The organism is Rhizobium sp. BK491 (assembly GCF_014194925.1).
Classification (GTDB): domain Bacteria; phylum Pseudomonadota; class Alphaproteobacteria; order Rhizobiales; family Rhizobiaceae; genus Rhizobium.
In genome coordinates this window covers 314,853-337,727 of sequence record NZ_JACIAR010000003.1, presented here as the reverse complement: position 1 = coordinate 337,727, position 22,875 = coordinate 314,853, and the positions used below count along the sequence as shown (strand labels likewise).

Annotated in this window: 22 protein-coding genes; 9 read left to right on the top strand and 13 right to left on the bottom strand. The window is 58.8% G+C overall.

Annotated elements, in window-relative coordinates; all coding sequences use genetic code 11:
* The first annotated feature begins 81 nt into the window (after positions 1-81).
* On the top strand, positions 82-450 hold the full coding sequence (gene copC, locus FHX05_RS15935) for a copper homeostasis periplasmic binding protein CopC (protein WP_112603177.1): 369 nt from the start codon (positions 82-84) through the stop codon (positions 448-450).
* 42 nt (positions 451-492) lie between these two features.
* On the opposite strand, the gene FHX05_RS15930 is transcribed toward copC, so the two are convergent.
* Together FHX05_RS15930 and FHX05_RS15925 are read right to left on the bottom strand one after the other, a co-directional pair.
* On the bottom strand, positions 493-1,797 hold the full coding sequence (locus FHX05_RS15930; protein ID WP_183872884.1) for a sigma-54 dependent transcriptional regulator: 1,305 nt from the start codon (positions 1,795-1,797) through the stop codon (positions 493-495).
* Positions 1,794-3,548 carry an ATP-binding protein gene (locus FHX05_RS15925; RefSeq protein ID WP_246698966.1) on the bottom strand — a complete coding sequence of 585 codons (1,755 nt, stop codon included), beginning with the start codon at positions 3,546-3,548 and terminating at the stop codon, positions 1,794-1,796. Before FHX05_RS15925 ends, FHX05_RS15930 begins: the two co-directional genes overlap by 4 nt.
* A gap of 349 nt (positions 3,549-3,897) precedes the next feature.
* On the opposite strand from FHX05_RS15925, the gene FHX05_RS15920 reads away from it, so the two are divergent.
* Positions 3,898-5,220: an MFS transporter gene (locus tag FHX05_RS15920; protein WP_183872880.1), complete on the top strand. Its 1,323-nt coding sequence runs from the start codon at positions 3,898-3,900 to the stop codon at positions 5,218-5,220.
* 122 nt (positions 5,221-5,342) lie between these two features.
* Here the strand turns inward: FHX05_RS15920 and FHX05_RS15915 are convergent, their stop codons facing one another.
* The 3 genes from FHX05_RS15915 to FHX05_RS15905 all read right to left on the bottom strand — a co-directional run bounded on the left by FHX05_RS15915 (position 5,343) and on the right by FHX05_RS15905 (position 7,892).
* Positions 5,343-5,624 carry a hypothetical protein gene (locus tag FHX05_RS15915; protein WP_112603171.1) on the bottom strand — a complete coding sequence of 94 codons (282 nt, stop codon included), beginning with the start codon at positions 5,622-5,624 and terminating at the stop codon, positions 5,343-5,345.
* A 368-nt stretch (positions 5,625-5,992) separates the two neighbouring features.
* The gene (locus tag FHX05_RS15910) at positions 5,993-6,625 is read right to left on the bottom strand and encodes a PQQ-binding-like beta-propeller repeat protein (RefSeq protein WP_112337043.1); all 633 of its coding nucleotides are present in this window, start codon (positions 6,623-6,625) and stop codon (positions 5,993-5,995) included.
* 46 nt (positions 6,626-6,671) lie between these two features.
* Entirely contained in the window at positions 6,672-7,892 is a 1,221-nt protein-coding gene (locus FHX05_RS15905; protein WP_183872878.1) for a helix-turn-helix domain-containing protein, read from the bottom strand.
* Positions 7,893-8,012: 120 nt separating this feature from the next.
* On the opposite strand from FHX05_RS15905, the gene FHX05_RS15900 reads away from it, so the two are divergent.
* A complete protein-coding gene (locus FHX05_RS15900; RefSeq protein ID WP_112603165.1) occupies positions 8,013-8,810 on the top strand; it encodes a thioredoxin family protein in 798 nt (265 codons plus the stop codon).
* Positions 8,810-9,067 (top strand): hypothetical protein, encoded by a 258-nt coding sequence (locus tag FHX05_RS15895; protein ID WP_183872876.1) that lies wholly within the window; start codon positions 8,810-8,812, stop codon positions 9,065-9,067. Before FHX05_RS15900 ends, FHX05_RS15895 begins: the two co-directional genes overlap by 1 nt.
* Positions 9,068-9,201: 134 nt before the next feature.
* On the opposite strand, the gene FHX05_RS15890 is transcribed toward FHX05_RS15895, so the two are convergent.
* Positions 9,202-10,443: an FAD-binding oxidoreductase gene (locus FHX05_RS15890; RefSeq protein WP_183872874.1), complete on the bottom strand. Its 1,242-nt coding sequence runs from the start codon at positions 10,441-10,443 to the stop codon at positions 9,202-9,204.
* 252 nt (positions 10,444-10,695) lie between these two features.
* Between FHX05_RS15890 and FHX05_RS15885 the strand changes: the two genes are divergently transcribed.
* Positions 10,696-11,733 (top strand): Ldh family oxidoreductase, encoded by a 1,038-nt coding sequence (locus tag FHX05_RS15885; protein ID WP_183872872.1) that lies wholly within the window; start codon positions 10,696-10,698, stop codon positions 11,731-11,733.
* Positions 11,734-11,809: 76 nt separating this feature from the next.
* Here the strand turns inward: FHX05_RS15885 and FHX05_RS15880 are convergent, their stop codons facing one another.
* The 3 genes from FHX05_RS15880 to FHX05_RS15870 form a co-directional block, all read right to left on the bottom strand.
* Entirely contained in the window at positions 11,810-12,772 is a 963-nt protein-coding gene (locus FHX05_RS15880; protein ID WP_183872870.1) for a dihydrodipicolinate synthase family protein, read from the bottom strand.
* Positions 12,773-12,897: 125 nt separating this feature from the next.
* The gene (locus FHX05_RS15875) at positions 12,898-13,599 is read right to left on the bottom strand and encodes a GntR family transcriptional regulator (protein WP_112603157.1); all 702 of its coding nucleotides are present in this window, start codon (positions 13,597-13,599) and stop codon (positions 12,898-12,900) included.
* A gap of 205 nt (positions 13,600-13,804) precedes the next feature.
* Complete coding sequence (locus tag FHX05_RS15870; RefSeq protein ID WP_183774145.1) at positions 13,805-14,245, bottom strand: DoxX family protein; 441 nt, start codon at positions 14,243-14,245, stop codon at positions 13,805-13,807.
* A 514-nt stretch (positions 14,246-14,759) separates the two neighbouring features.
* Between FHX05_RS15870 and FHX05_RS15865 the strand changes: the two genes are divergently transcribed.
* A complete protein-coding gene (locus FHX05_RS15865; protein WP_183872868.1) occupies positions 14,760-15,236 on the top strand; it encodes a ProQ/FINO family protein in 477 nt (158 codons plus the stop codon).
* A 449-nt stretch (positions 15,237-15,685) separates the two neighbouring features.
* A complete protein-coding gene (locus FHX05_RS15860; RefSeq protein WP_183872866.1) occupies positions 15,686-16,519 on the top strand; it encodes an FkbM family methyltransferase in 834 nt (277 codons plus the stop codon).
* A gap of 56 nt (positions 16,520-16,575) precedes the next feature.
* On the opposite strand, the gene FHX05_RS15855 is transcribed toward FHX05_RS15860, so the two are convergent.
* The 4 genes from FHX05_RS15855 to FHX05_RS15840 all read right to left on the bottom strand — a co-directional run bounded on the left by FHX05_RS15855 (position 16,576) and on the right by FHX05_RS15840 (position 20,916).
* Positions 16,576-16,956, bottom strand: a complete 381-nt coding sequence (locus FHX05_RS15855; protein ID WP_183872864.1) for a hypothetical protein — start codon at positions 16,954-16,956, stop codon at positions 16,576-16,578.
* Positions 16,957-17,227: 271 nt separating this feature from the next.
* Positions 17,228-18,562 carry a polysaccharide biosynthesis/export family protein gene (locus tag FHX05_RS15850; RefSeq protein WP_246698965.1) on the bottom strand — a complete coding sequence of 445 codons (1,335 nt, stop codon included), beginning with the start codon at positions 18,560-18,562 and terminating at the stop codon, positions 17,228-17,230.
* A gap of 58 nt (positions 18,563-18,620) precedes the next feature.
* On the bottom strand, positions 18,621-19,730 hold the full coding sequence (locus FHX05_RS15845) for a glycosyltransferase (RefSeq protein WP_246698964.1): 1,110 nt from the start codon (positions 19,728-19,730) through the stop codon (positions 18,621-18,623).
* A 52-nt stretch (positions 19,731-19,782) separates the two neighbouring features.
* Positions 19,783-20,916 (bottom strand): IS630 family transposase, encoded by a 1,134-nt coding sequence (locus FHX05_RS15840; RefSeq protein ID WP_183872862.1) that lies wholly within the window; start codon positions 20,914-20,916, stop codon positions 19,783-19,785.
* Positions 20,917-21,218: 302 nt separating this feature from the next.
* On the opposite strand from FHX05_RS15840, the gene FHX05_RS15835 reads away from it, so the two are divergent.
* Together FHX05_RS15835 and FHX05_RS15830 are read left to right on the top strand one after the other, a co-directional pair.
* Complete coding sequence (locus tag FHX05_RS15835) at positions 21,219-21,932, top strand: sugar transferase (RefSeq protein ID WP_183872860.1); 714 nt, start codon at positions 21,219-21,221, stop codon at positions 21,930-21,932.
* Between the two features lie 156 nt (positions 21,933-22,088).
* Positions 22,089-22,781 carry a class I SAM-dependent methyltransferase gene (locus tag FHX05_RS15830; RefSeq protein ID WP_112337055.1) on the top strand — a complete coding sequence of 231 codons (693 nt, stop codon included), beginning with the start codon at positions 22,089-22,091 and terminating at the stop codon, positions 22,779-22,781.
* Positions 22,782-22,875: the final 94 nt, after the last annotated feature.

Genomic DNA, 22,875 nt, shown 5'->3' with positions numbered 1-22,875 from the left:
CAACGGATATCGGTGATCGACCGATCGCCATCACACGATCCGCGGGCTTTCCCCGGATCACCAACATGATAAGGAAATCAAATGCCCCCTATCAAGAAACTGCTTCTCGCTGCAACTGCAATCAGTATCGCCCTTGCCGGCCAGGCTATGGCCCATGCCCATCTGAAATCCGCCGTTCCGGCGGCCGACGGCTTGGTCAAGAGCGCCCCGTCGGAGCTCGACCTGACCTTCTCGGAAGGTCTCAATGTGAAATTCAGCGGCATTAAGATAACCGGGCCTGACAAGGCAACCATCAAGACCGGTGAGGCCATGCTGATGAATAGCGGCACCACGCTCATGGTGCCGGTAGCCGACAAGCTTGCGCCAGGGAAGTACACGGTCGAATGGCATGTGCTCTCTACGGATGGCCACAAGACCAACGGGAACTATAGTTTCACCATAGCGCCTTGAACGGCCTGGAAACTGCCGGCAACCATCGGTGCGCAAGCTAACTTACTTGCGATAGGCGGACGGATTGATGCCGTGGCGCTGCAGGCGTGCATAGAGACTGCGGCGCGGCAGTCTGAGCGCCTGCGCGACTTCGGCAATATCCCCTTCGAAGCGTTCCAGCGTGGCCCGTAGAATGTTTGCCTCGAAGTGATCCATCTGCTCGGAGAGGCCAAGCTCCGGCGCGGGCTGACTGCGAACGGAGGAGACGCCTAGCGCCGCTTGGGTCGCATAGTTACGCAGCTCCCGGACATTGCCCGGCCAATCGTGCGTCAGAAACCGTGTCTCCATCGCGGCATCGATGGGCGGACGCGGCACGCCGTGCAGGCGGGCGGCCTCGTCGAGGAAGGCGCTGAACAATAGGCCGATATCGGCGCGGCGCTCCCGCAGCGGCGGAATGCGGATTCTCACGGTTTCCAGCCGATAGAGCAGATCGGCGCGAAAAAGGCCATCGGCGACTGCAGCGTGCAGATCGCTTTTGGTGGCAGCGACAATGCGGAGATCGACAGGGGTCGGCTCGCCGCTTGCCGAAGGCAGCTCGCGTTCCTCGGCGACACGCAGAAGCCGTCCCTGCAGCATGGGCGACATGCTGTCGATCTCGTCGAGAAACAGCGTGCCGCGATCTGCCTCGGCAATGCGTCCGCGCCGAACGCGGTTTCCGAACAGAGCCTCGTCGGCGATCGCGTCCGGCAAGGCGGCACAATCCACCGCGACGAAACTGCGGGCACGCCGCCTGCTCCAGCGGTGAATGAGCCGGGCCACGAGCTCCTTGCCGGTCCCGGTTTCGCCTTCGATCAGAACATCCACATCGGCGTTTGCGACCTGGCGGATCGTTTCGCGCAACCGTGCCATAACCGTCGTCTGGCCGAGAAGCGGCGATGCATCCTCCGCCTCGGCAGCCGCCTGCCGCAAACGCCGGTTTTCCAGCACCAGGCGGCGCGTTTCCAGCGCCCGGCGCACCGATGCGATCAGATGATCGGTAGCAAAGGGCTTGGCAATGAAATCATAAGCGCCCTGTTTCAGCGCCCCGACAGCCATGGCGATATCACCGTGGCCAGTCATCAGGATAACGGGCAAGTCCGGATCGCGCGCCAGCACGGCTTCCAGCAGATCGTGCCCATCGATGCGCGGCAGACGGATATCGCTGACGATCACGCCGGGCAGTGCGGTTGCAAGGCTTGCCAGCGCCGATTGCCCGTCACCATGCGTCTCCACGTCGAAGCCCGCTATGGCGAAGGAATCCGTAAGTGCGGCATTGAAGGGGCCGTCATCCTCGACCAGAAGAACTTTCTGCGACGCTTCCAGGGTCATGCTCGCCTCACCGTCATTACGAAAGCCGCGCCACCGAGCGGCGAAGGGCCGATGGTCAATGATCCGCCGAGATCATTCATAATATCCTGGGCAATCCCGAGCCCGAGACCAAGTCCATCGGGCTTGCCGGTAACGAACGGACGGAATATTTCCTTGGCCAGTGCCGGATCGATACCGGGACCATTATCGGCGACGGTCAGTTTCACCATATCCTTTCCGGCAGCGTCGACGAGCAGAGCAACATGCGGACCCTCGATACCGGCAACCGCATCGATAGCGTTCTGCAGCAGATTGACGATGACTTGCTCCAGCCGCACCCGCTCGGCAAGCACATGGGGCTGGCCCTGCCCCGGCAGCTCCAGCCGCACGCCGGCTTTGCGAAACCGATTCCCCACCAGCAGTAAGGCACCGGCGATGATGGCATCGAGCGGTTCCGCTCCGGCTGCACGCCGCCCCCTGCGTGAAAAACGCCGCATCTCCTGCGTGATCGTGCCGATGCGCGCCGTCACTTCGACCGCGGCATCCAGATTGGCGCCGACGCGATCGAGGCGATTGGCCGCGAGATGGTGGCGCGCATTCTCGGCGAGAGTGCGGATGGTCGCGACAGGTTGGTTGATCTCATGCATCAACCCCGCCGTGATCGAACCGACGGAAGCAAGCCGGTTCGCCTGGGCAAGTTCCTCACGGGCATCGCGATATCGATCCTCGGCGCGCGCACGTTCAGCCATCTCGTCGTGCAGCTCGACCGTGCGTGCGGCGACGGCCTCCTCAAGTGCTCGCCGATCGTCCGCTGCCCTGGCCGCTCGGGTCATCCGCCACCAGATCGCGGCGACGATGACTGCCAAACCGACGATGACGGGCAAAGCCAGCAGCCAGGCCTGCGCCTGCGCCTCCTGTAGCGCCGCGCGGGTGTCGAGAAGATGCAGGAGACGCAGATGCGTCCCGGCCACCGGCTGCTCCGCAGCGATCATGATCCGACCTCGCGGATCGCGTATGCGACCGGCCTCCTCGGCGTGATAATTCCCCTGCGCAAGGGCGGCGTCGCGATATTGGCCGCTTGCGGCGATGCTGGCCCGGACTTCAGGCGACAGAGGTGCAAGCGTCGTCAGCACCTGTGACGGGTCGGATGCGGCAAGGATGATCTGATGTTCGTCGACGACAAACGTTTTTCCGCGATCGTTCGCCCAGATCCGCGACACCGCGTCGAACTCGAATTTGACCACGACGACTCCCGCCGGAGCGGCGGCATCGCCGACCCTGCGGGCCAGAAACAAGCCCGGCCGGCCGCTGATGGCTCCAGCGCCGTAATATTCCGCCGTGCCGTCTTTCAGCGCCTCGGAAAAATAGGGACGGAAGCTGAAGTTCTTGCCGACAAAACTGTCTTCGGTCCCCGCATTCGACGCGGAAATGACAAGCCCCTTCTGATCGACGAGATAGATGATATAGGCGCCAGTTTCCCGCGCCAGAAAGCCAAGCTTGTCGTCAAGTCGGCGGGCGGCATCCGTTGTGGGGCTCGCGAGCGCCTCACCAAGATCGCGATATTCGCCGAGCACGATTGGAAGAAGCCGGAAGCGCGCCAGCTCACTGTCGAGCAGGCGGATATGCTGTACCGCAAGGCCGCTCGCCTCCGCATCCAGCCGCCTGAGAGCGTCCTGACGGGAAAGTGAAAGCGCCGCATACCAAATGCCCGCGGCAGCGGCTAAACCGGCCACCACCAGCAGCACAATTCGCTTCAGACCTGTTCCGTTCATTTGTGCAGAATATTGCACAAACCGCGAAATAGCCATGCAGAATCTTGCGCGAAGTTTTCCAAGAGCGACGATCTCATCCTGAGAAAAATGAAATATATCAATAGAATATCCTGAGTGGCCCTCAAACCTCGTGCGCCGCGCTTTCCTCACATATCAATAGCGCCACTGGGAGAGTGGACCTTTAATACGCACAACAGTCGGCTGTTGGCCAGATAATGGCATTGCGGATACCGCCTTGATAGCGGCCGCCAGCAACCCGAATGCGCGAGGCCTTCCCTGGCGAACCCATCGTGTGCAGCGCCATCGCTGCGTAACGACGATCCGAAGCAAGAACGGGAGGAGAGGAACAATGCTGAATACACTGGATCCCATCACGACGACGGCAGCGACGGAAGCAGCCGCGCGGCGTCAACGTCTGAAATCGATCATCGGCGGCTCCACCGGCAATCTGGTCGAATGGTTCGACTGGTATGTCTATGCGGCCTTCGCGCTCTATTTCGCACCGCATTTCTTCCCCGCCGGCGACCAGACGGCGCAGCTGTTGAATTCGGCAGCGGTTTTTGCCGTGGGTTTCGTCATGCGGCCGATCGGCGCCTGGATCATGGGGCTGTATGCCGACCGCAAAGGCCGCAAAGCCGGCCTCGCCCTTTCGGTGACGCTGATGTGCGCGGGGTCGCTGATTATCGCGCTAACGCCGGGATATGAAACCATCGGCGTTGTGGCACCGGCACTTCTGGTCCTCGCTCGCCTGATGCAGGGCCTCTCCGTCGGTGGCGAGTACGGCGCTTCGGCAACCTATCTTTCTGAAATGGCCGGCCGCCAGCGCCGCGGCTTCTTCTCATCCTTTCAGTACGTGACGCTGATCTCGGGCCAACTTCTTGCCATCGCGCTCCTAATCCTGTTGCAGGCCGTGATGACGACCGAAGCGTTGAACGCCTGGGGATGGCGCATCCCCTTCTTCACGGGAGCAGCGCTTGCAGTCGTGGTTTTCTGGCTGCGGCGCGGCCTAGCCGAAACCGAAAGCTTCAAGAATGTGCGCGCGAGCGATACGCAGAAATCCGGCTTCTGGATGCTCATCACCCGGCACCCCAAGGAAACCGCGCTCGTCATGCTGCTGACGGCCGGCGGCACGCTCGCCTTCTACGCCTACTCGATCTACATGCAGAAATTCCTGGTCAATACTTCCGGGTTCAGCCGGGAAACGTCGAGCGAGATCAACGCAATCACGCTGTTCATCTTCATGCTCCTGCAGCCGATTGCGGGCGGGCTCTCCGACAAGATCGGCCGCAAGCCGCTGATGATCGGCTTCGGCCTTTGCGGCGTGCTGTTTACCTATCCGATCTTCTCGGCACTCGAAACCACGAAAGATCCTCTCATTGCCGGCCTGCTGGTCATGGGCGCATTGGTCATTGTCACCGGCTACACATCGATCAATGCGGTCGTGAAGGCGGAGCTGTTTCCTGCCCATATCCGAGCTCTCGGCGTCGCGTTGCCCTATGCCCTCGCCAATACGCTCTTCGGCGGCACAGCCGAATTTGTGGCGCTGAAATTCAAGAGCAGTGGCTGGGAACAGGGTTTCTACTGGTATGTGACGGCGATGATCGGCATTTCGCTCATCGTCTATCTCTTCATGCGGGATACGGCCCGAGACAGCGCCATCCAGGAAGATTGAGATAGCAGGCGCGGCGAAAAGATTTCTGCCGACACAAGCACAACCAGACAAGAAGGGCGGGACATCCATGATGTTCCGCCTGCGGCTTTTGGCAGTCCACGGACCTTCGACGGTCGCAACCGTCAGTGCACCAGCCCGCGGCTTTTCTTGCGTCCGCTCAGCAGGTGAATGAAAGTAATCCCCTGCTCCAGCAGCAGTTCGGCCGCTTTTAGATCATTCGGGCCGAGATCGGACGAACAGCCGCGAAGATTGCAAGCCAGAAACAGGGAATTGGTGACGGCAAGCGTATCGCCGTCCTCCTCGGCCTCTTCGGCAGTGGCTTGCAGTACATCCGCAACGGCTGCCATAAGATCGGCCCGCTCCTGCAGGTTCATTTCACCAAGACTTTTCGCGATCTCATTCATGGCTTCTCCTTGGCGCGCACGATTGCCCACGGCATCGGTCGGTATCGGCGCGGCTCACAACGTGGAAATGATTGGAATGCGATTGGTAAGTGAGAAATATGGCGATGAGCGCGCGAAGCAGCAAGGCATGGCTTCCATGTTGGAAACGCATGGCATTGCTGTTGGTTCACCATACATGAGATGGGATATCGGCGCTCGCAGGACCCAGCCTGAAGTCTCGTCTATACTCGACGATTTTAGGTCGCGCTATCCAGTCGTGGTCCGGATGCAATCGTTTGAGCCAGAGGCGTAAGTCTGCTCTTCCTAAAACGACATGTCCGGGGCCGGTCGTCCGGCCCCGGACACAAGATATCTCCACTGCAAACCGCTCAACGCGGACGGCGGATCGCCCGCAGTTTGCCGCTGCCACCGCCACCGGCGTAGAAGCGGTCCCTGCCATCGGATTCCAGGCCGGAAACGCCGGTACCCTCGGGCATTTCCAGCCGCTCCAAAACCTCGCCGGTCACCGGATCAACACGGCGGACGTCGCTTTCGTCGCCCTCCCAGGTGCCGTGCCATAACTCGCCATCCACCCATGTCACGCCCGTAACGATGCGGTTGGATTCGATGGTGCGCCGGATGGCGCCCGTTTCGGGATCGATTTCATAGATCTTGCGGCCGCGATGCTGCCCGACCCACAGGCTGCCCTCGCTCCAGGCAAGGCCTGAATCGCCGCCATGGCCGGGCGCCGGTATCGTGGAGAGTATCTTGCCGGTTTTCGGGTCGACCTTATGAATCTGGTCTTCGGCGATCTGGTAGAGGTAGCGGCCGTCGAAGGCGGTGCCGGCGTGCGAGGCGACGTCGATCGTGCGCACTTGCTCGCCGCTTTCGGGGTTCAGCGCGTGCAGCTTCTCGCCGGAGGCGAACCAGACGTGCTGGCCGTCGAAGGTGACGCCGTTTACGCGCGGCGCATTGTCGAAAGGGCCATATTCGCGAATGATTTCCGCTTGGGACTTTTTCATGCTTCCTCCTCCCGTCGGGATCGGTTGAGTGTCGATAATAAGAAGCCTAATCGCTCGGCAGCGGTCCGGGGAGTAACAATGTTGTCGGGAAGCCGACGACGGGCGGCATCATCCAGCGACAGGCCCGTCCGTTGCCGACGCTTTGCACCATCCCTGCCGCCGCAAGCGCGTCGAGCGCACGCTGCACGGTACGCGGACTTGTCGACAGGGCAATCGACAGTGCCGAACTCGACCAAGCCTCGCCATCCGAAAGCAGGGCAAGCACGGAGGCATGCTCGACCTCGACCGGTGGTGCCAGCACGACGACATCACCTGGCAGCCGAGGCGTCAGCACGAAACCTTCCGCCGTCGCCCTGATCTCTGCGAGCGGCTCCAGGGCCGCGCGTAGCCTGCCGACCTCGACACGCAGCCGCGCCCTGTGGGATTCGTCGGCATGGCGGGCGCCGAATGCGCGGGAAAGCAAAAGCGCCCGCGGCGCGTCGGCAGGAGCCGCTTCAGCAAGCACGCGCGCAAGGGCAAAAAGCACGGGCCGACTCGCAAGCGATATGATGTCTCCGGCGCGGCGCACGACGTTGCGACAGGCGTCCACGACCAAGGCATCGGACGCCAGAAGCGCCTCGACCTCATCCAGCGACAAGGGTCTTTCGTCTTCTTTAGCCACCAGGCGCGCGGCCGGCTCGTCGAGTATGCGCGCCGCATCCTGCACCTCGACGATGAGTGCTGGGATTCCTGCCTTCTGTGCCGCTTCCGCCGCACGCGTCAGAGCGGCACGTGCCGGCTCGATACGCAGGCGGCGGATGGCAATGCCGGCAACCGCCAGTTCGTGGCTTGCCCTTGCGGCGGGAGGCAACGGCGATGGGTCGAGCTTTGTCAGCAAGCGCTCCGCCGCGTCCAGATGACCGATGAGCAGCAGGCGGCGTATCTGCAAATTGCGGGCATGAGCGGCGTTGATGCGGTCGCCATGTTTTTCGAGAGCGGCCCGCGCCGTCTCCAGCGCCTTTTCCGGCCAGCCAAGGTCGCGTGAGACAAGGGCGATCTCCGCCTCGGCAACGACGCAACGGGCGCGGGCGATGGCCTCGCGCGGACCGAAGGCGCGCGCCGCGCTCTTCAGGAGCGCCTTGGCGCGGGCGAGATCGCCGAGCTGGGCCATGGCGATGCCGCGAAGCGCCAGCGCCGGAGCATCTTCGCGCAGTGCAACGCGCTTCAACGCCCCCAGCACATCTCCGGCAGCGAGCGCCTGGGCGGCCGCGACGATCAGTGAGTCCATCGAAATCCCGTCACACTTGTAACTCCCACCCCTTCGCACTCCAGCCGTAAGGTATCGCACATCGGCAGGCAAGACGCGGCGCCGACGAGGACATATGTCGCTGACAAGAGGAGATCAACCATGACGATGCATGCGACTGGAACACGCAAAGAGTGGCTTGCGGCACGACTTTCCCTGCTGGAGCAGGAAAAGGAGCTGACGCGGCGCAGCGACGAGATCGCCGCCCGCCGCCGGGAATTGCCCTGGGTGAAGGTGGAAAAGGACTATCGTCTCGAGACCGAGCAGGGTGTCGTCCCGCTCTCGGGCCTCTTCAAGGGGCGCTCACAGCTTCTCGTCTATCATTTCATGTTCGGGCCGGATTATACGGCCGGTTGCCCGTCCTGCTCGTCTATCGCGGACGGCTTCAACGGCATCGCCGTGCATCTTGAAAATCACGACGTCGCCTTCTCGGCCATTTCCCGGGCACCGCTCGAAAAGCTGCAGGAGTTCAAGCGGCGAATGGGCTGGACTTTCGACTGGGCCTCTTCGGCAAACAGTGATTTCAACCATGATTTCAATGTCTGGTTCACACCGGAAGAACAGAGCGGCGGCAAAATCGAATATAATTATCGCCGCGAGCCGCCAATGCTCGATGCTCAGGCGGGCAAGACGATACAGCAATGGGAGCTGCGCGGCAGCGAAGGCCCGGTTGAACTGATGGCGTCAATGACGGGGACGGATATCGCGACTTACACGCGTGACCGGCCTGGTGTGAGCGCCTTCGCCATGCAGGACGGAGACGTCTATCATACCTATTCCTCCTATGCCCGCGGGCTGGACGGGCTCTGGGGCATGTATCAGTGGCTAGACCGCGCTCCGCTCGGCCGCAACGAGACCGGCGTGTGGTGGAAACATCACGATCGGTACGGAGCAAACTGATGTTGCGCCTATCCGAAAGCAATGAAGGGGCCGGCGTGCATCTCGCCGCCCCCAACCTGCCCGTCACCGCCAGCCGATGGCTGGCGCTGGCGGCAGCGCCGAGCTTCGCCCTCATGACCGTGCTGTCGGCCTACGGTGCGGGCGGCGATATGATCTGCTCGGCGCAAGGCGGTTCGATGCTCGGCGGGATGGTACCGATGTATCTGCTCATGAGCCTCTTTCACTGCGGCCCCTGGCTGAGGCTGCTTGCAAGATAGGAACATGGCGCTCGCGCGCCGGGCTAAGTCCCGGCGGCATTGACCAGTCTGAAAGAAAATCCACGGCAGACGGCAAACGAGGGATCGATCGCCGTCTGCCGCAATAGATCGACAGGCATGTGCCTGCGGCTCTGTCAGAAACGTTGCGGCGAGAAGGGTGCCAGATCGATCGCCGGCCTCTGCCCCGTTAAAAGGTCGGCGACCAGGCGTGCGGTGCCGGCCGATTGGGTCAGGCCGAGGTGGCCGTGGCCGAAGGCATAGATCACATCCGGTGTAACCCTAGCCTGGCCGATAGCGGGCAGGCTGTCCGGCAGCGACGGCCGGAAGCCCATCCACTGCACCCCGCCCTCCGGTTTGAGACCGGTCAGGAAAGTGCGGGCCTTCTTCAGCATGGCATCGCAGCGGCGAAAATTCGCAGGCAACTCCAGTCCGCCCAGCTCCACCGCACCACCGACGCGGACGCCGGTGGAAAGTTTGCTGACGACGAAGCCGTGGCCGCCAAACGTTATCTGGGTGCGCAGATCGAAGGCATCGGCTGGAAGCGTCGTGTTATAGCCGCGCTCTGTCTCAAGCGGGATGCGCTCACCCAGCGTTTTGGCGATCCGATGCGAGAAGGCACCGGCAGCCAGGACGACCTTGCCGCTCTGGCGCAGTTTTCCATCTGCCGCCGCCACCTCGACACCCGCGGGGATCGCACGGAGCGCGGAGATATCAGCCGCCTCGATGACACCGCCGTGGCTGCGAAAATGCTCAGCCAGCGCCAGCGTATAAAGCTTCGGGTCGGCAATGGAATACCAGCCGGGCGTGAGGGTGCCGAGTGTGAAGCGTGACGCCAAACCGGGCTGAATCGCCGCCATCTCGTCGGCTTTCAGGTGCCGAAATTCGATGCCGTGATTGCGGCGCGCATCCCAACCGGGCAGCGAAGCACGGAATTCCGCCTCGCTTTCATAGACCTGGAGATTGCCCTCCTTGCGCAGCATCGAGAGCGTATCGGTGGCAGCCAGAAAAGGCTCCAGTTCCGCCTTGGACAGATCCATGAGGCTTGTCTGGGCCGCGATGGAATGAGCGACGCGGGATGGCTGGCAGGCGCGCCAGAACCGGAACATCCAGGGCGCGATCTGCAGCGCATAGGCGGGGGGCACCGAGAGTGGCCCCAGCGGATCGAGGAGCCATTTCGGTGCCTTCTTCAAGATACCCGGAGAGGCAAGCGGCAGAATATCGGTGAAGGCGAAAGCGCCGGCATTCCCCGCCGATGCGCCTGCGGCCGGTCCCTCGCGATCGAGAACCACAACCTGCAAGCCGCGCTTCTGAGCCGCGATCGCAGTGGAAAGACCAATCACGCCGGCCCCGATGACGATAACGTCCGGTCTGCTCATCTCTGCATTTCCGCAATCTGCGTCGCTCCGCGGGCAAACGCTGTTCCAGGTCTCAGGCTGATCATGGGCATCCCCCCTCCCGGTATGGGATCAAGCGCGGATATCGATAGGTTAAGCAATTATCGTCAAGCGTTATGGCAAACCGAAATGCGCGACGAAACAGCGAATCCACCTGTCGATTTCTTGTATTCTTTTTGTATTTATAATTTCTATGTTTATGATGCAAGCAAGCATAATAAGGGAGAACCGAAATTGACCGATGTGACCACCCTGACATCCGCTGCACTGCAAAGCCGCGTCGAATTGATCCTTTCCAAAGCCGGCTTCAATGCACCACAGGGAGCTGCGATCGCACGGACGATCGTCGCGGGCGAACGGGACGCCTGCAAATCGCATGGCATCTATCGCATCGAAGGCGTGCTGCGCACGGTCAAGGCGGGCAAGGTTCGCCCGGATGCAGTGCCCGAATTGGAGCACCGGGCCGACTCGGCCATCGTTCGCGTCGATGCCAGGAGCGGCTTTTCCAATGCCGCCTTCGAGCTCGGCGTACCTGTACTTGCCGAACAGGCTCGCCGTTTCGGCATTGCTGCGCTTGCCATCAACGACTGCACGCATTTCGCAGCACTCTGGCCGGAGGTGGAAGCGCTGACGGAGCGCGACCTTGCCGCCTTTGCCATGTGCCCGAGCTATTCCACCGTCGCGCCCGCCGGCGGTACTGCGCCGCTGCTTGGAACCAACCCATTCGCCTTCGGCTGGCCGCGCCTCGACAATCCGCCTTACGTCTTCGACTTCGCGACTTCGGTTGCGGCGCGTGGCGAGATCGAATTGCATCGGCGCGCCGGCAAGCCTTTGCCTGAGGGTTGGGCGATAGATACCGATGGTCAGCCGACGACCGATCCGGAAGCGGCGCTCGCCGGCGCCATGCTGCCGTTTGGCGGTCACAAGGGTTCGGCGATCGGCACCATGATCGAACTTCTGGCTGGCATCATGATCGGCGATTTCACCAGCCGCGAGGCACTCGATTATCTCGGCTCGACCGCGTTTGCGCCACGTCACGGCGAACTCATCGTCGCCTTCTCGCCAGAAGCCTTCACGGCGGGCCGACCAGGAAATCCGCTCGCCCGTGCCGAAACGCTCTTCGAAGCGATCGTCGGCCAAGGCGCACGCTTGCCCTCGCAGCGTCGTTTCGCCGCTCGCGCTCGTGCGGAAAAGGATGGTATCCCGCTGACATCAGAGGAGATCCGCCAGCTCGATCGCCTGGAGGAGCTTGGCCTCGATGCCGTGGCCTGAGCGACGTTGAATGTATATGCAGAAAAAAGAGGCCCTGCGGGGCCTCTTACATATTGAGCCTGATGTCCGTAAGAACTTAAGCCTTGTACTTTTCCACGGCGCCGGGAAGCCTGCTCCACTCGGCGTACCAGCTGTTGAACAGCTTGAACTGCGCCTCGACATAGCCGCGCTGGCTATCATTCAAGACATCGCTTTCATTGAAATGAAGCTCGTACTCCTTGTCGCCCTTCAGCACCATCATGTGCTTGAAAAAGAGAACCAGGTCCGGACCTTCATCGAAAGAAGACAGGACGGCAAGCGCCTGCTCCAGCTCGAGCGCCCGCTGGCGCGCGTCGACGTCACCCTTGGCGGCGGCCTGGGCAAGGTTGCAGAGATGGATGACTTCCTTGGGCAGCACGTTGCCGATGCCGGTGATTGCGCCGGTCGCGCCGCAATTGACGAAGCCGTGGAAGACCGCCGTATCGACGCCGATCATGAGCGATACGTCATCGTCGCGGCTGGTAATGTTCTCGGCGGCATAGCGCATATCGGCCGGGCCGCCGAATTCCTTGAAGCCGACGAGGTTCGGATGCTCGGCACGTAGTGCAAAGAACAGATCGGCACGCGTGGCAAAGCCATAATAGGGGCTGTTATAGATCACGGCGGGAAGATCGGGAGCAGCCGAGAGGATCGCCTTGAAATGTGCCTTCTGGGCGGCGATCACCGAGCCGCGCGACAGCACGCGGGGGATCACCATCAGGCCCTTGGCGCCGACCTTCTGGGCGTGCGCAGCATGGGCAACGGCTGAAGCGGTATTCACGGCACCGGTGCCGACGACGACGGGCACGCCTGCCTGGGCCAGCCGTTCTACCCCTTCCATGCGCTGCGCATCGGTCAGCAGCGGCCAATCGCCCATGGAGCCGCAATAGACGACAGCCGACATGCCCTCGGCAATGAGCTGCTTACCCTTGCGCACGAGCGCATCGAAATCGGGGCTGCGATCGGCCTTGCACGGGGTCATCAAGGCAGGGATTACGCCGGAGAAAATGCTTGCGGTCATCTGTCTATCCTCTTGTGGCTTGGGCTCGAGTGGATCGGCAACCAGCCGCATTCGCCGCCACGCCTCACCGTCTGTGCAGCATTCATACAGCCTTGTATTTAATTTGTCGACAAGAAATATGCAGACTAAAGACTGACGTCCAGACGCTCCTCGCGCATCAGCAGTTTCTGGATCTGGCCGACGATCTGTTCGGCATGTTCGCGCGCCAGACGCTCGGCAAGTTCGGTATTCCGCGCTTCGATCGCGGCTATGATTTCATCGTGCTCCTCGACGAAACGGCGCGGCAGCCGATCATTATAGGATTGATAATAGAGGCGCAGGAGGCGCCGACCCTCGTTCAGCAAACGCAAGAAGAGGCTGGTGAAATAGGGATTGCGGCCGGCCTCTGCGATCGCAAGATGCAGCGCGGCATTGGTCGAGATCATGGCAAGCGCATCCTGCGCTTCGACGGCATTGGCGAATTCAATCTGGAGAGCCCTCACGGCTTCCAGATCCTCCGGACGGTGATATTTCGCCGCCAGCTGCGTCGTAACCCGATACATCAGCACCAGCGCATCGAAATAGCTGTGCATGTTGAGGAAGTCGATCTGCGACACCATGGTCGATCGATTGGGCAGCGTATCGATCAGCCCCTCGCCCGCCAGCCGCACCAAGGCTTCACGGATCGGCGTGCGCGACATGCCGAAACGTTCGGAAAGCTGCACCTCGTCGATGGGGCTGCCCGGCGGCAGCTCCAGATCCAGAATCTCGTCGCGCAAGATATCGTAGACCACCTTCACGCCGGAGCCGCGCTTACGCTCGTTTCGGAGGCTTGTTTCATGATCCATGGCTGGCTGACCTCTTCTTTCAGCGAGAGAAGTAAAGGGGCATGCCAGGTAAATCAACGGCGCTTACGAGCCTTCACAAAAATCGAGACTCAGCTTCGTACGTATTCAGTGGCATCGCAAGCTGCGGTCTTCACGGACCACCTCTTCCGGCGCCGACGCATCACGATCTATGGTCAAAAGGGCAAATAGTCCTGCAGCCTTCAAATTATGATGAAGCTGCGTCATATTTGGCCGGCCAGAGTGCCCACTTTATTGTGAGAACGCTCCCTGGTCCGTGCACGGCCGCAAAGAGCAGCCCTGCCAGGAAAACGAAATGGTCCACGAAGAAGCCGAATTCGGCTTGGTTGCCGGCCCAGCGTGCCGGACCGTGGAACGAGAATCCGAGGAAGATGACATAAACGGCTGCTACGAGTGCCGCCGGGGTAAACAAGGCACCGGTCAAGAAGGCAATGACGAGCAGCACTTCAAGGATCGCAGCACACCACGCAAGGAATAATGGAAACGGGAAACCGGCGGCGGCGATATAGCCGGCGGTCGCGCCCATATCCATAAATTTGAACGAGACAGCCATCAAGAAGACGGCAGCGAAGATCAGGCGAGCGGCGAGAATGGCGGCAATCTGCCAAACTGATTGAGCATTTTCCACGATATTCCTCCAGATTGAAGCGGTTGATGCTCCAAGGACGACCGACAGAAGGCGATTCCGACAAGCGGAAGAAAATTATTTTGATGGTGCAACAGCCTGCGGATAAAGAAACTGATCGAAGCCGTTTTCGTCAGCTTAGCGCCCTGCATTCCGCTGCAAGCCATGATTGAACCTTGCAGAGACGAGCCTGCAAAGATTGACCCTCTTCGCCGCCGCCTATGCGGCAAGAGTCACCCCAGGGCTCAGAACCTGCGACATTTTCGCGGGACCGCTTGTTACGAATTCGGGATTGAGAGAGGATGCGCCGCGTACGCGCTACCTATCGCGGCGCCGCAAAAACTAGCCAGCCAACTATGAAAATCTCGTTAACCAAACTTGCTGCAGAACAACGCACCTCATATATGGACGTCGGCTTGGCGTGAGGGCGAACAAGCGGCGGCGGATTTCGTTGCCGTCCCGTCAAAATCATTTCACAATCAAACCGTAATGGAATTGCACGCAGAGGAACGATTTGATGGAAGAACCCTGGACGACCAATCGCGAGCCGATCGTGGCGACGGAGCTCGACATCAAGAAGGCGGCTGCGATCAACACGCTCCTGCTTCACCCCATCGGCATTCTGCCCGTCAAAGCCGGTGATCCAATTCGTCCCTTTGCGCTGGGTCTCTGGAATGAATTCCGTCCGCTTTTGAAGCCTGATGTGCCAGTCATGTCGCTTCGTCGCGCCACCAGCGCGTTTCTGCATTCCAAGCGATACTATCATGCCTGTGCTCAATTGGACTCCATGCGGCACGATCTCGCCGGCAATCCCATCGAGCCGCTTTCGGCAGAGGACAGGCTTGCCGCGCAGCAGCGCCTGATCGCGCTGCGTCAAACACACGCCAAGGCGGCAGCTCAGCGCGAAGAGCCGCCTCCGCCGCCGGTAGTGAACAAAGCAGAACTCATTCGAGCCTCCCTGCTGGGTAGACGATCCGACCGCGCCGCTCGCTGACGCACCTGAGGCGCGCCTCCTATATTTTCTCATTTTATTGCCGAGAGACCGCAATGGAAGCGCCGTTCGTTCTTCCGTGAGAGCAGTGCGCTGTATTCGCCGTACAGCCGCCTTTCGAGATAACATTTGCCAAATCTCGCCTGCTCGGCAGAGTCGATGATTCCCCTGGCTATTCGCGCCCCTTTGGGTTTGAAGAGCGGTCACATCGTGCCATGGGACAAGCTCGATGTGACGGATCCCGGCCATCTGAAGCTGAAATGCACCGTCGCGGAGCTCGACGCGAGGCCTCGATGAGCATGCGCATTGCCTCCTGATGATGTCTATGCATGATCTCCTTCCGCTTCAGATTGCCTGGCAAACGATACAACCGGACCCAAGACCAGGAATATCGATTGGTTAAGAGCGAATAATGCGCTAACTTAGCGTTGCAGAATATTTGGATTGCCAAGATGTTTGACGCCAAGAAATTCATGTTGTCTGGATTATCATCTGCTGTTGGCAGGTTTCATAAGAATAAAACTCTGCAAAAAGCTATTTTCAACGCCATTCGCCTGAACAGAGCGGAAGTAGCCGACATCATACTGGACGACAATGCCAGGTTCCTCAGCTATTGCATGGCCAGGCGAAGCTGGTCGCACGCGCAGATCATGCAGGATCTCTGGGTCTGTTTCGAGCTGGCAGAGAAAAGAAACGGATTTTTCGTGGAATTCGGCTCGACCAATGGCTTGAAGAATAGCAACAGCTGGCTCCTTGAAAAGAAGTTCGGCTGGAATGGGATCCTCGCCGAGCCGAACCCGATCTGGCATTCCGATCTGGCGGCCAACAGATCCGCCTCCATCGAGCATCGATGCGTATCATCGAGTTCCGGCGCAACAGTCAAGTTCATCGTTACGGATGAAACTGACCCGGAATTGAGCTCCATTGCAGATTTTTCTCAGGGAGATCATTTTTCCGGCGTTCGCAGTCAGGGGAGACAGATCGAGGTAGAGACCATATCGCTGGACGACCTGCTTGATACCTACAATGCGCCAACCGTCATCGACTACTTTTCGATAGATACGGAAGGCAGTGAGCTGGACATACTTTCTGCCTATAGTTTCAGCCGTGAATTTCAGCTCATTTCCGTGGAGAATAATCCCAAGACCGAAACGGCGATCCAGACGCTCCTTGAGGGCAAGGGATACAGGCGCGTATTTCCGCAGTTCTCGCAATGGGACGGCTGGTATGTTTCGCGGACACTCAGAAGGGGAGAAACGCCCCAAATTATAGCGCCTGAATCCTGAGCGACGCACGGCCTTCCTTGCCAAACAAAGGCACAGACCATCGCACGGCTTTTCTTTCAGTCCGGCATCCCGGGGCGAGCTTTGTCGACACCTCCGCGCTCAGCTTTCGCAGAAAGCCTTGCATCCGAATGGGCTTGAAAGAGATTGTTGGTGAAGAGGTCCGACCCGTTCCTCGAGTTCGACCTGCCGATATCTCGTCCGAGCACTTTTACATAGATGACGTAAAGTAACACGCGCGGGAAAATATACCCAGCCTCGAGCACGGCAGCCAGAATGAAAGACCATGCTAAGATGTCGAGTGCAGAGCTACCAGAGCCGATATTGGAAAGTGCGTAGCCGACCATCACAATGAGCACGATGATCGTAAAAAGCAGAATTGGTACTCTTAGGGCACATAAAGCCCCGACTACGAAAGAGACAATGAGACCCCAAGCCATCAAACGTCCAGCTCCGAGTAGTTCATCTTCGATCAAAAATAATACCTGTTCATAGTATCCGTGATCTGTGCCTCTGGGACAAGTCGAATATTTCCAGCTTATGCGGTTATACGCCCAATTTTCAGAGAAAGACTGACGATGAGGGTGAAATTACTACTCTGAGATGATTATTGGCTGCGATCGATACGCGCAAAATGCGAAAGCCGCTCTAAAAGCATCCTCTGCTTGCAGGCCTTTTGGATTTGCCCGAATCTACGGAACCGTCTTGTCATCACGGAGACAATGCCGGGCCTAACCCATTGTCTGTCGTTTGAGTCAGCGCCTGCGGCTTTTCATCTTCGACGCGAATGACATCGCCGGGCGCGACCGGGTCATTGTCGCTCGCAGGCATGCTATGTAAGCTGCCGTCGACGATACGATCTATCGTGGTCTTGAGCGTGCGCCGCGGATCCTCGCTTGCCAGACTTGCCGCAGCCGCGGGGGCACGCGCTTGAATATTGTCGAGAAGAGCTTGGGTCGTTGCTGACTTCTCCCTGTTGGCTGCGAGGCGATCGCGCACATCTGCCGCCTCGGTCAATGCCTGCGTACGATAGCGATTGCTGACATCGGCAATATCGCCATCCGCCTTCGCGATGTCCTGCCGTGCCTTGAGATTGGCAAGTGCCACGTCAAGATTCTGGCTTTCGAGCTGGGCCAGGTTCTGATTGGCGTTAAGCTCGCGCGATGACACGGTCAACCCCTGGGAGATCAGCTTGTTGACCGTTCCGACATCCTTGTTGGCGAGTTCTATCTGCTTTGCAAGCGAAGCGGCCTTCGAGGTGAGAGCTTCGATCTGATTGCTGGCGAGAAGCTTTGCCTGGTTCAGCGCATCGGTCTCGGTGCGCAAGGAGCGCTGTCGCGTATCGAACAAATCCTGCTCTTCGTCCATCATGCGGGCGATAAGCGGATCGTCTGCACGCTGCATCAACTCCGGCGGAAAGCTGATCGAGGGCTTGTTGTCGATGACGGCGTCCAGACGCGCCTGCCGCGCCAGAAGGCTGAGCCGCTCGACATCCAAAGAGCGCAGATCACCCCGGGCGACCACGGCGTCTCGCTGCAGACCGACAAGCGTCGGGTCAGTGACACCGAATGTCCCTCCGGCCATGCTGAGGGCTTGAATGACCGTAAGGCCAGGACTGTAATCATAACGCCCGGGCTTGGCCACCAGACCGGTCAGGAAGAATGGCCGGTATTGCGCCACCTCCACCGAGGCGTTGGGACGCTTTTGCATGCCGACCTGCGTCTTCAACCGCTCGCCGATGCTCTCGGCGACCTGCTCGGAAGTCATGCCGGCTGCCGGTACGGTCCCGATGATAGGCAGCGACAGGTTACCCGATGCCGATATGACAAATTCGCCGGTCAGCGGCTCCCATTCGACAGCGGAGCCGGCCATCGGGCGCCATTCATATACGCGTATGCGCAACTTGTCCTGCGGGCCGAGAATATAGTCATCCGCACGAGCGCTCGACATCCCCAGCACGAAAGCCATGCCGACCGCAGCCAGAATAGGCAACCGATACACAAAACGCCGATTAATTTCCCCGGCCACCGACTTATTCAGCTCCATGGCTTCCACTCCTATTCGAGGGTGAAGGCGCCTCATTGGTGCCGCCCTCCGACAATAATTAGCCATGAACGACCTTAGGCTGCCCGCCGGTCGATCTGTTGACGAAGGACGCAAATCTTCTCATGAAGATTTCCGTTCTGAATTCCGCGGCACGCGCGACGGCGTCACCCGGACGAAGATCCATACGCTCGAGATGCTCGACTGCCTCGATCAATGCATCGACGGTCTGGGTCTCGAAAAAGATCCCCGTCTTTCCGGCAACGACCGTTTCGGTTGCCCCTCCGCGATTGAACGCAATAACCGGCCGACCGCTCGCCATTGCTTCGACCGGCACGATCCCAAAATCCTCTTCACCCGGGAAAACCAACGCCCTGCAGCGCGCATATTGCTCTTGCAGAACCCGAAACGGCTGCGGCCCCATCATCGTTACCGTGGGCCCCGCCATTTTCTGCAATCGTTCCAGCATTTCGCCGCCGCCGATGACGACGAGCTTCGCCTTCATTCGGTTGAATGCCTCTACGGCAAGGTCGGGTCGCTTATAGCTGACGAGTTCGCCGACCATTAGATAATGATCGCCGACTTCCGACCGGGGCACAGGATGAAATGCAGAGGTATCGACCGGCGGGTGAATGATTTCGGCATCTCGCCGGTAGTAGCTCTTGATACGCCGCGCAACGGTGAGCGAATTTGCAGCAAAATCATCGACGCGATTGGCGGTCGCCACGTCCCATGTTCTTAGATAATGCGCGAGCGGCGGCATCATCAGGCGGGTCATGAGGCCGGAACTATCATAATAGCTATTATACATGTTCCAGATATACCTCATCGGTGAATGGCAATAACACACATGCAGAGCCGTCGAATTGGGTATTATTCCCTTGGCCGGCCCGGATTCGCTGCTGATAACAAGATCATATTCATTCAGATTCACCTGCTCGAGCGCCATGGGCATCAACGGGAGATATCTCTTGTACATCCGCTTCGCATAGGGAAGCCGATCTATGAAGGTCGTATAGACACGATGTTTCTTGATGACGTCAGAGATGACCGAGGGATCGTAGACATGCGTAAAGATATCGGCACCGGGGTACATCCGGCAGAGGGCCTCCAGAACCTTTTCCCCCCCACGCATTCCAACCAACCAGTAATGTATGATTGCGACACGCATGAAGTACCCCATGAACCGAACAGTTAAACTATATTCAATGTATAGTCTGGAGTTATACTGATTTATTCAGCCGCTCCGACATATTCAGGCTTCGCGCTTTGACATCCGTTGCACTTTTCTGCCGTAGCGTGTGCCGGGAAGGCTGAGCCGTATCGGAATTCAGCCATTTATACGGGCTTATGCTTTCACTATGACGCTCGATGAAAGCCCGCATATCAGCTTCCAACTGGCTCGCTGATGTCTGAGCGCCAGGCGGTGACCGCCTGCGGCTCATTTCCCCGAACCAGCTCTCGACCTGACGCAACCAGAAAACCGGTGTAGGTGTGAAATGCAGGTGATAGCGGGGGCGATGCATCAGCCAGGACTGAACCAATGAGTTTTTATGCACCTCGCTATTGTCCAAAATGATGTGAATATCGATCTCGGGCCGGGCGCCCGCATCAATCTGTTTGAGAAATTCCAGAAACTCGCCGGCGCCATGCTGCTTGTGATATCTATCGATTACAAAACCGCAAACAATATCGAGGGCGCCGACCAGCGAGACGGTCCCTTGCCAAGGTGCGGGATGGGCCTGACCTTCGCCCCCCGAGCGGTTTGACGACCCCACGGATCGCTCGTCGTCAAGCTTCTGAAGAAGGCCGCGCTCGTTGACACCCAACACCAGAGCGCGATTGGGCGGAGACATGTAAAGTCCAAGAATATCAATGACCTTATCGATAAAAAGCGGATCAGTTGAGAGCTTGAATGTCTGCATGCGATGCGGCTGAAGACCGAAAGCCGCCCATATGCGCCGAATTGTCGTATGCGAAAATCCGGTCGCCGCCGCCATCGAACGGATCGACCAATGGGTAGCGTCGGGCGAGGATTGAAGAGTGCGCTCAATAATGGCCGCAATCTGTTCGTCATCGATCGTGCGCGGCCGACCCGGCCGCTCCTGATCGAGAAGCCCGTCTGTACGATTTTTCAAGAAGCGCCGCCGCCACTTGCCGACGGTGTTTTCATGGATTCCAAGCTTCGCCGCCACGGCCTTGCTGGTCATGCCATCTGCGCAGTAAAGGATGATCTGGCATCGTTCGGCCATAGAGCGCGCTGCCGCCCGACGCCGATGCACTTGCAGCTCCAGATAATCTCGCTCTTCCTTACTCAAAACCAAGGGCTCTGTGGGCCGTCCGGTCGCATTTGCCATCGCTAAGCTCCCTGCCAACAAGTACTCACTAAATAACTCGAACTTATGTTCCGGTCACCATCCACACAACCAAATATATATAGAGACGATAACCGCCGTATATATTAAGATATACAAAAATAAGTTGTGTAATAACTCGAATTTATCGGAAATAACGCACATATATTGCAGAGCAACAAAGACATTGTCAAATTATTTATTATTTGTTAATCTCAAACTACATTCGATCTCGGCGCGGGACAGCGCCTTTCTAAACATTGCTGACGACATTTCTTTGTTTCTTCCGAATGCGGGGCAAGCTGATGAGGGAAATTAACGTTAGACGTGAGCTCGATACACTGGGCGATCTGGGAACGCGTCGCAGCAGCGGCACGTCCATTCGTCGGGCAAACAACAGAACTCCAACCTCCAGCACGACCAAGCGTTGCGTTGATGCCGCCCTGGCCGGGATAGCATTGGTTGTATTGGCGCCAATGATCGTCATGGTTGTGGCTATTCTTTTGGTAACGCAGGGGCGACCGATCTTCCATTCGCATCGACGCGTTGGCAAAAATGGGGTCCTGTTTCCCTGCCTCAAATTCAGAACGATGGTCAAGAATGGCGAGGAAGTTTTAGCCCAGCATCTTGATGCCAATCCTGCCCTCAGGGCCGAGTGGAACGCGACGCGCAAGCTCAAGGACGACCCGCGCGTCACGCAATTCGGCAGGCTGCTGCGCAAAAACAGCATCGATGAAATTCCCCAGCTTTTCAACGTGATACGGGGAGAAATGAGCCTTGTCGGGCCACGGCCGATCGTCGCAAGTGAAGCCGAGTTGTATGGGGCACATTTTGCCGACTATATCCGTGTCAGGCCCGGCCTGACAGGCCTTTGGCAGGTCAGCGGCCGTAGCGACACCAGCTATGATACGCGCATCGCACTTGATGTGCGCTATATTGCTGAACAGAGCCTATGGGGCGACGTCGTGATCATGGTCAAGACCATTCCGGCCGTCTTGTCGTCTCGGGGCAGCTACTGATCCGGCTGCCTCGGATGCATATTACATGCGATTGCATACGAGCTGCGTAAGCTTCCATTTTCGTAAGCTGCAGCTACCAAACGACCCAGTATAGATTTCCAGAACCTCCGCGGCAATCGACAGGAGGTATAAACTCCTGGCAGGGAAGGGTTAGCTTTGCACGATATTTATCTCACCGACCAATATGCCGAACTGAACCCAACGTGGCACGAGGAGGATTCCCCGTGGAAAGCACATCAGATCGAAGCGATTATTCGCAAAAATCGACTGAACTTCGATACACTTTGCGAAGTCGGCTGCGGTACGGGTGAAATCCTTCTGAATCTGTCGCGCTCCTTTCCAAAGGCACATTTTACCGGCTATGAGATTTCCCCTCACGCCTATCAAAGAGCAAAGACGAAGGAAACCAGCCGCGTTTCCTTTCAACTGAGCGATATACTTGAGGAGAAGGATAGTACTTTTGACGTCGTCGTCATTGCCGACGTGATCGAGCATGTCGAAGACTATATTTCCTTCATCAAGGGGCTGCGCTCTTGCGGTCGCTACAAGATCTTCCATATCCCGCTCGACCTTTCCGTGCAGTCGGTCCTGCGTGCTTGGCCGATCGCGAATTTGCGCGATAATGTCGGGCATCTACATTATTTCTTCAAGGATACGGCGCTTGCTACCCTGCGGGGCTGTGGCTACTCCGTTATCGACTATGCGTATACTGCAAGCCGCCTGGAATTACCCAATCAGGCTTTCAGCAGTACATTGATGCGGCTGCCGCGCAGGCTGCTTTATTCGATTCATCCGGATTTGGCAGTGCGAATCCTTGGCGGCTACTCTCTCCTCGTTCTTGCAGAGTAGTCATCCATGGCATCAGCGCAAACCCATGCCGGCGCCTACGATGGGGCAGATTTGCAGCTTCGCCCCGACGTCTCCGGCTCGGGGGGCGCCCCGA

Excerpts from the sequence above, each read along its gene's own strand:
- FHX05_RS15860 (WP_183872866.1), top strand. The coding sequence starts at position 15,686 with ATGTTTGACGCCAAGAAATTCATGTTGTCTGGATTATCATCTGCTGTT.
- FHX05_RS15930 (WP_183872884.1), bottom strand. The coding sequence starts at position 1,797 with ATGACCCTGGAAGCGTCGCAGAAAGTTCTTCTGGTCGAGGATGACGGC.
- FHX05_RS15835 (WP_183872860.1), top strand. The coding sequence starts at position 21,219 with ATGAGGGAAATTAACGTTAGACGTGAGCTCGATACACTGGGCGATCTG.
- FHX05_RS15910 (WP_112337043.1), bottom strand. The coding sequence starts at position 6,625 with ATGAAAAAGTCCCAAGCGGAAATCATTCGCGAATATGGCCCTTTCGAC.
- copC (WP_112603177.1), top strand. The coding sequence starts at position 82 with ATGCCCCCTATCAAGAAACTGCTTCTCGCTGCAACTGCAATCAGTATC.
- FHX05_RS15920 (WP_183872880.1), top strand. The coding sequence starts at position 3,898 with ATGCTGAATACACTGGATCCCATCACGACGACGGCAGCGACGGAAGCA.
- FHX05_RS15850 (WP_246698965.1), bottom strand. The coding sequence starts at position 18,562 with ATGGAGCTGAATAAGTCGGTGGCCGGGGAAATTAATCGGCGTTTTGTG.
- FHX05_RS15845 (WP_246698964.1), bottom strand. The coding sequence starts at position 19,730 with ATGCGTGTCGCAATCATACATTACTGGTTGGTTGGAATGCGTGGGGGG.
- FHX05_RS15840 (WP_183872862.1), bottom strand. The coding sequence starts at position 20,916 with ATGGCAAATGCGACCGGACGGCCCACAGAGCCCTTGGTTTTGAGTAAG.
- FHX05_RS15890 (WP_183872874.1), bottom strand. The coding sequence starts at position 10,443 with ATGAGCAGACCGGACGTTATCGTCATCGGGGCCGGCGTGATTGGTCTT.
- FHX05_RS15855 (WP_183872864.1), bottom strand. The coding sequence starts at position 16,956 with ATGGCTTGGGGTCTCATTGTCTCTTTCGTAGTCGGGGCTTTATGTGCC.
- FHX05_RS15915 (WP_112603171.1), bottom strand. The coding sequence starts at position 5,624 with ATGAATGAGATCGCGAAAAGTCTTGGTGAAATGAACCTGCAGGAGCGG.
- FHX05_RS15880 (WP_183872870.1), bottom strand. The coding sequence starts at position 12,772 with ATGACCGCAAGCATTTTCTCCGGCGTAATCCCTGCCTTGATGACCCCG.
- FHX05_RS15865 (WP_183872868.1), top strand. The coding sequence starts at position 14,760 with ATGGAAGAACCCTGGACGACCAATCGCGAGCCGATCGTGGCGACGGAG.
- FHX05_RS15900 (WP_112603165.1), top strand. The coding sequence starts at position 8,013 with ATGACGATGCATGCGACTGGAACACGCAAAGAGTGGCTTGCGGCACGA.
- FHX05_RS15905 (WP_183872878.1), bottom strand. The coding sequence starts at position 7,892 with ATGGACTCACTGATCGTCGCGGCCGCCCAGGCGCTCGCTGCCGGAGAT.
- FHX05_RS15895 (WP_183872876.1), top strand. The coding sequence starts at position 8,810 with ATGTTGCGCCTATCCGAAAGCAATGAAGGGGCCGGCGTGCATCTCGCC.
- FHX05_RS15875 (WP_112603157.1), bottom strand. The coding sequence starts at position 13,599 with ATGGATCATGAAACAAGCCTCCGAAACGAGCGTAAGCGCGGCTCCGGC.
- FHX05_RS15925 (WP_246698966.1), bottom strand. The coding sequence starts at position 3,548 with ATGAACGGAACAGGTCTGAAGCGAATTGTGCTGCTGGTGGTGGCCGGT.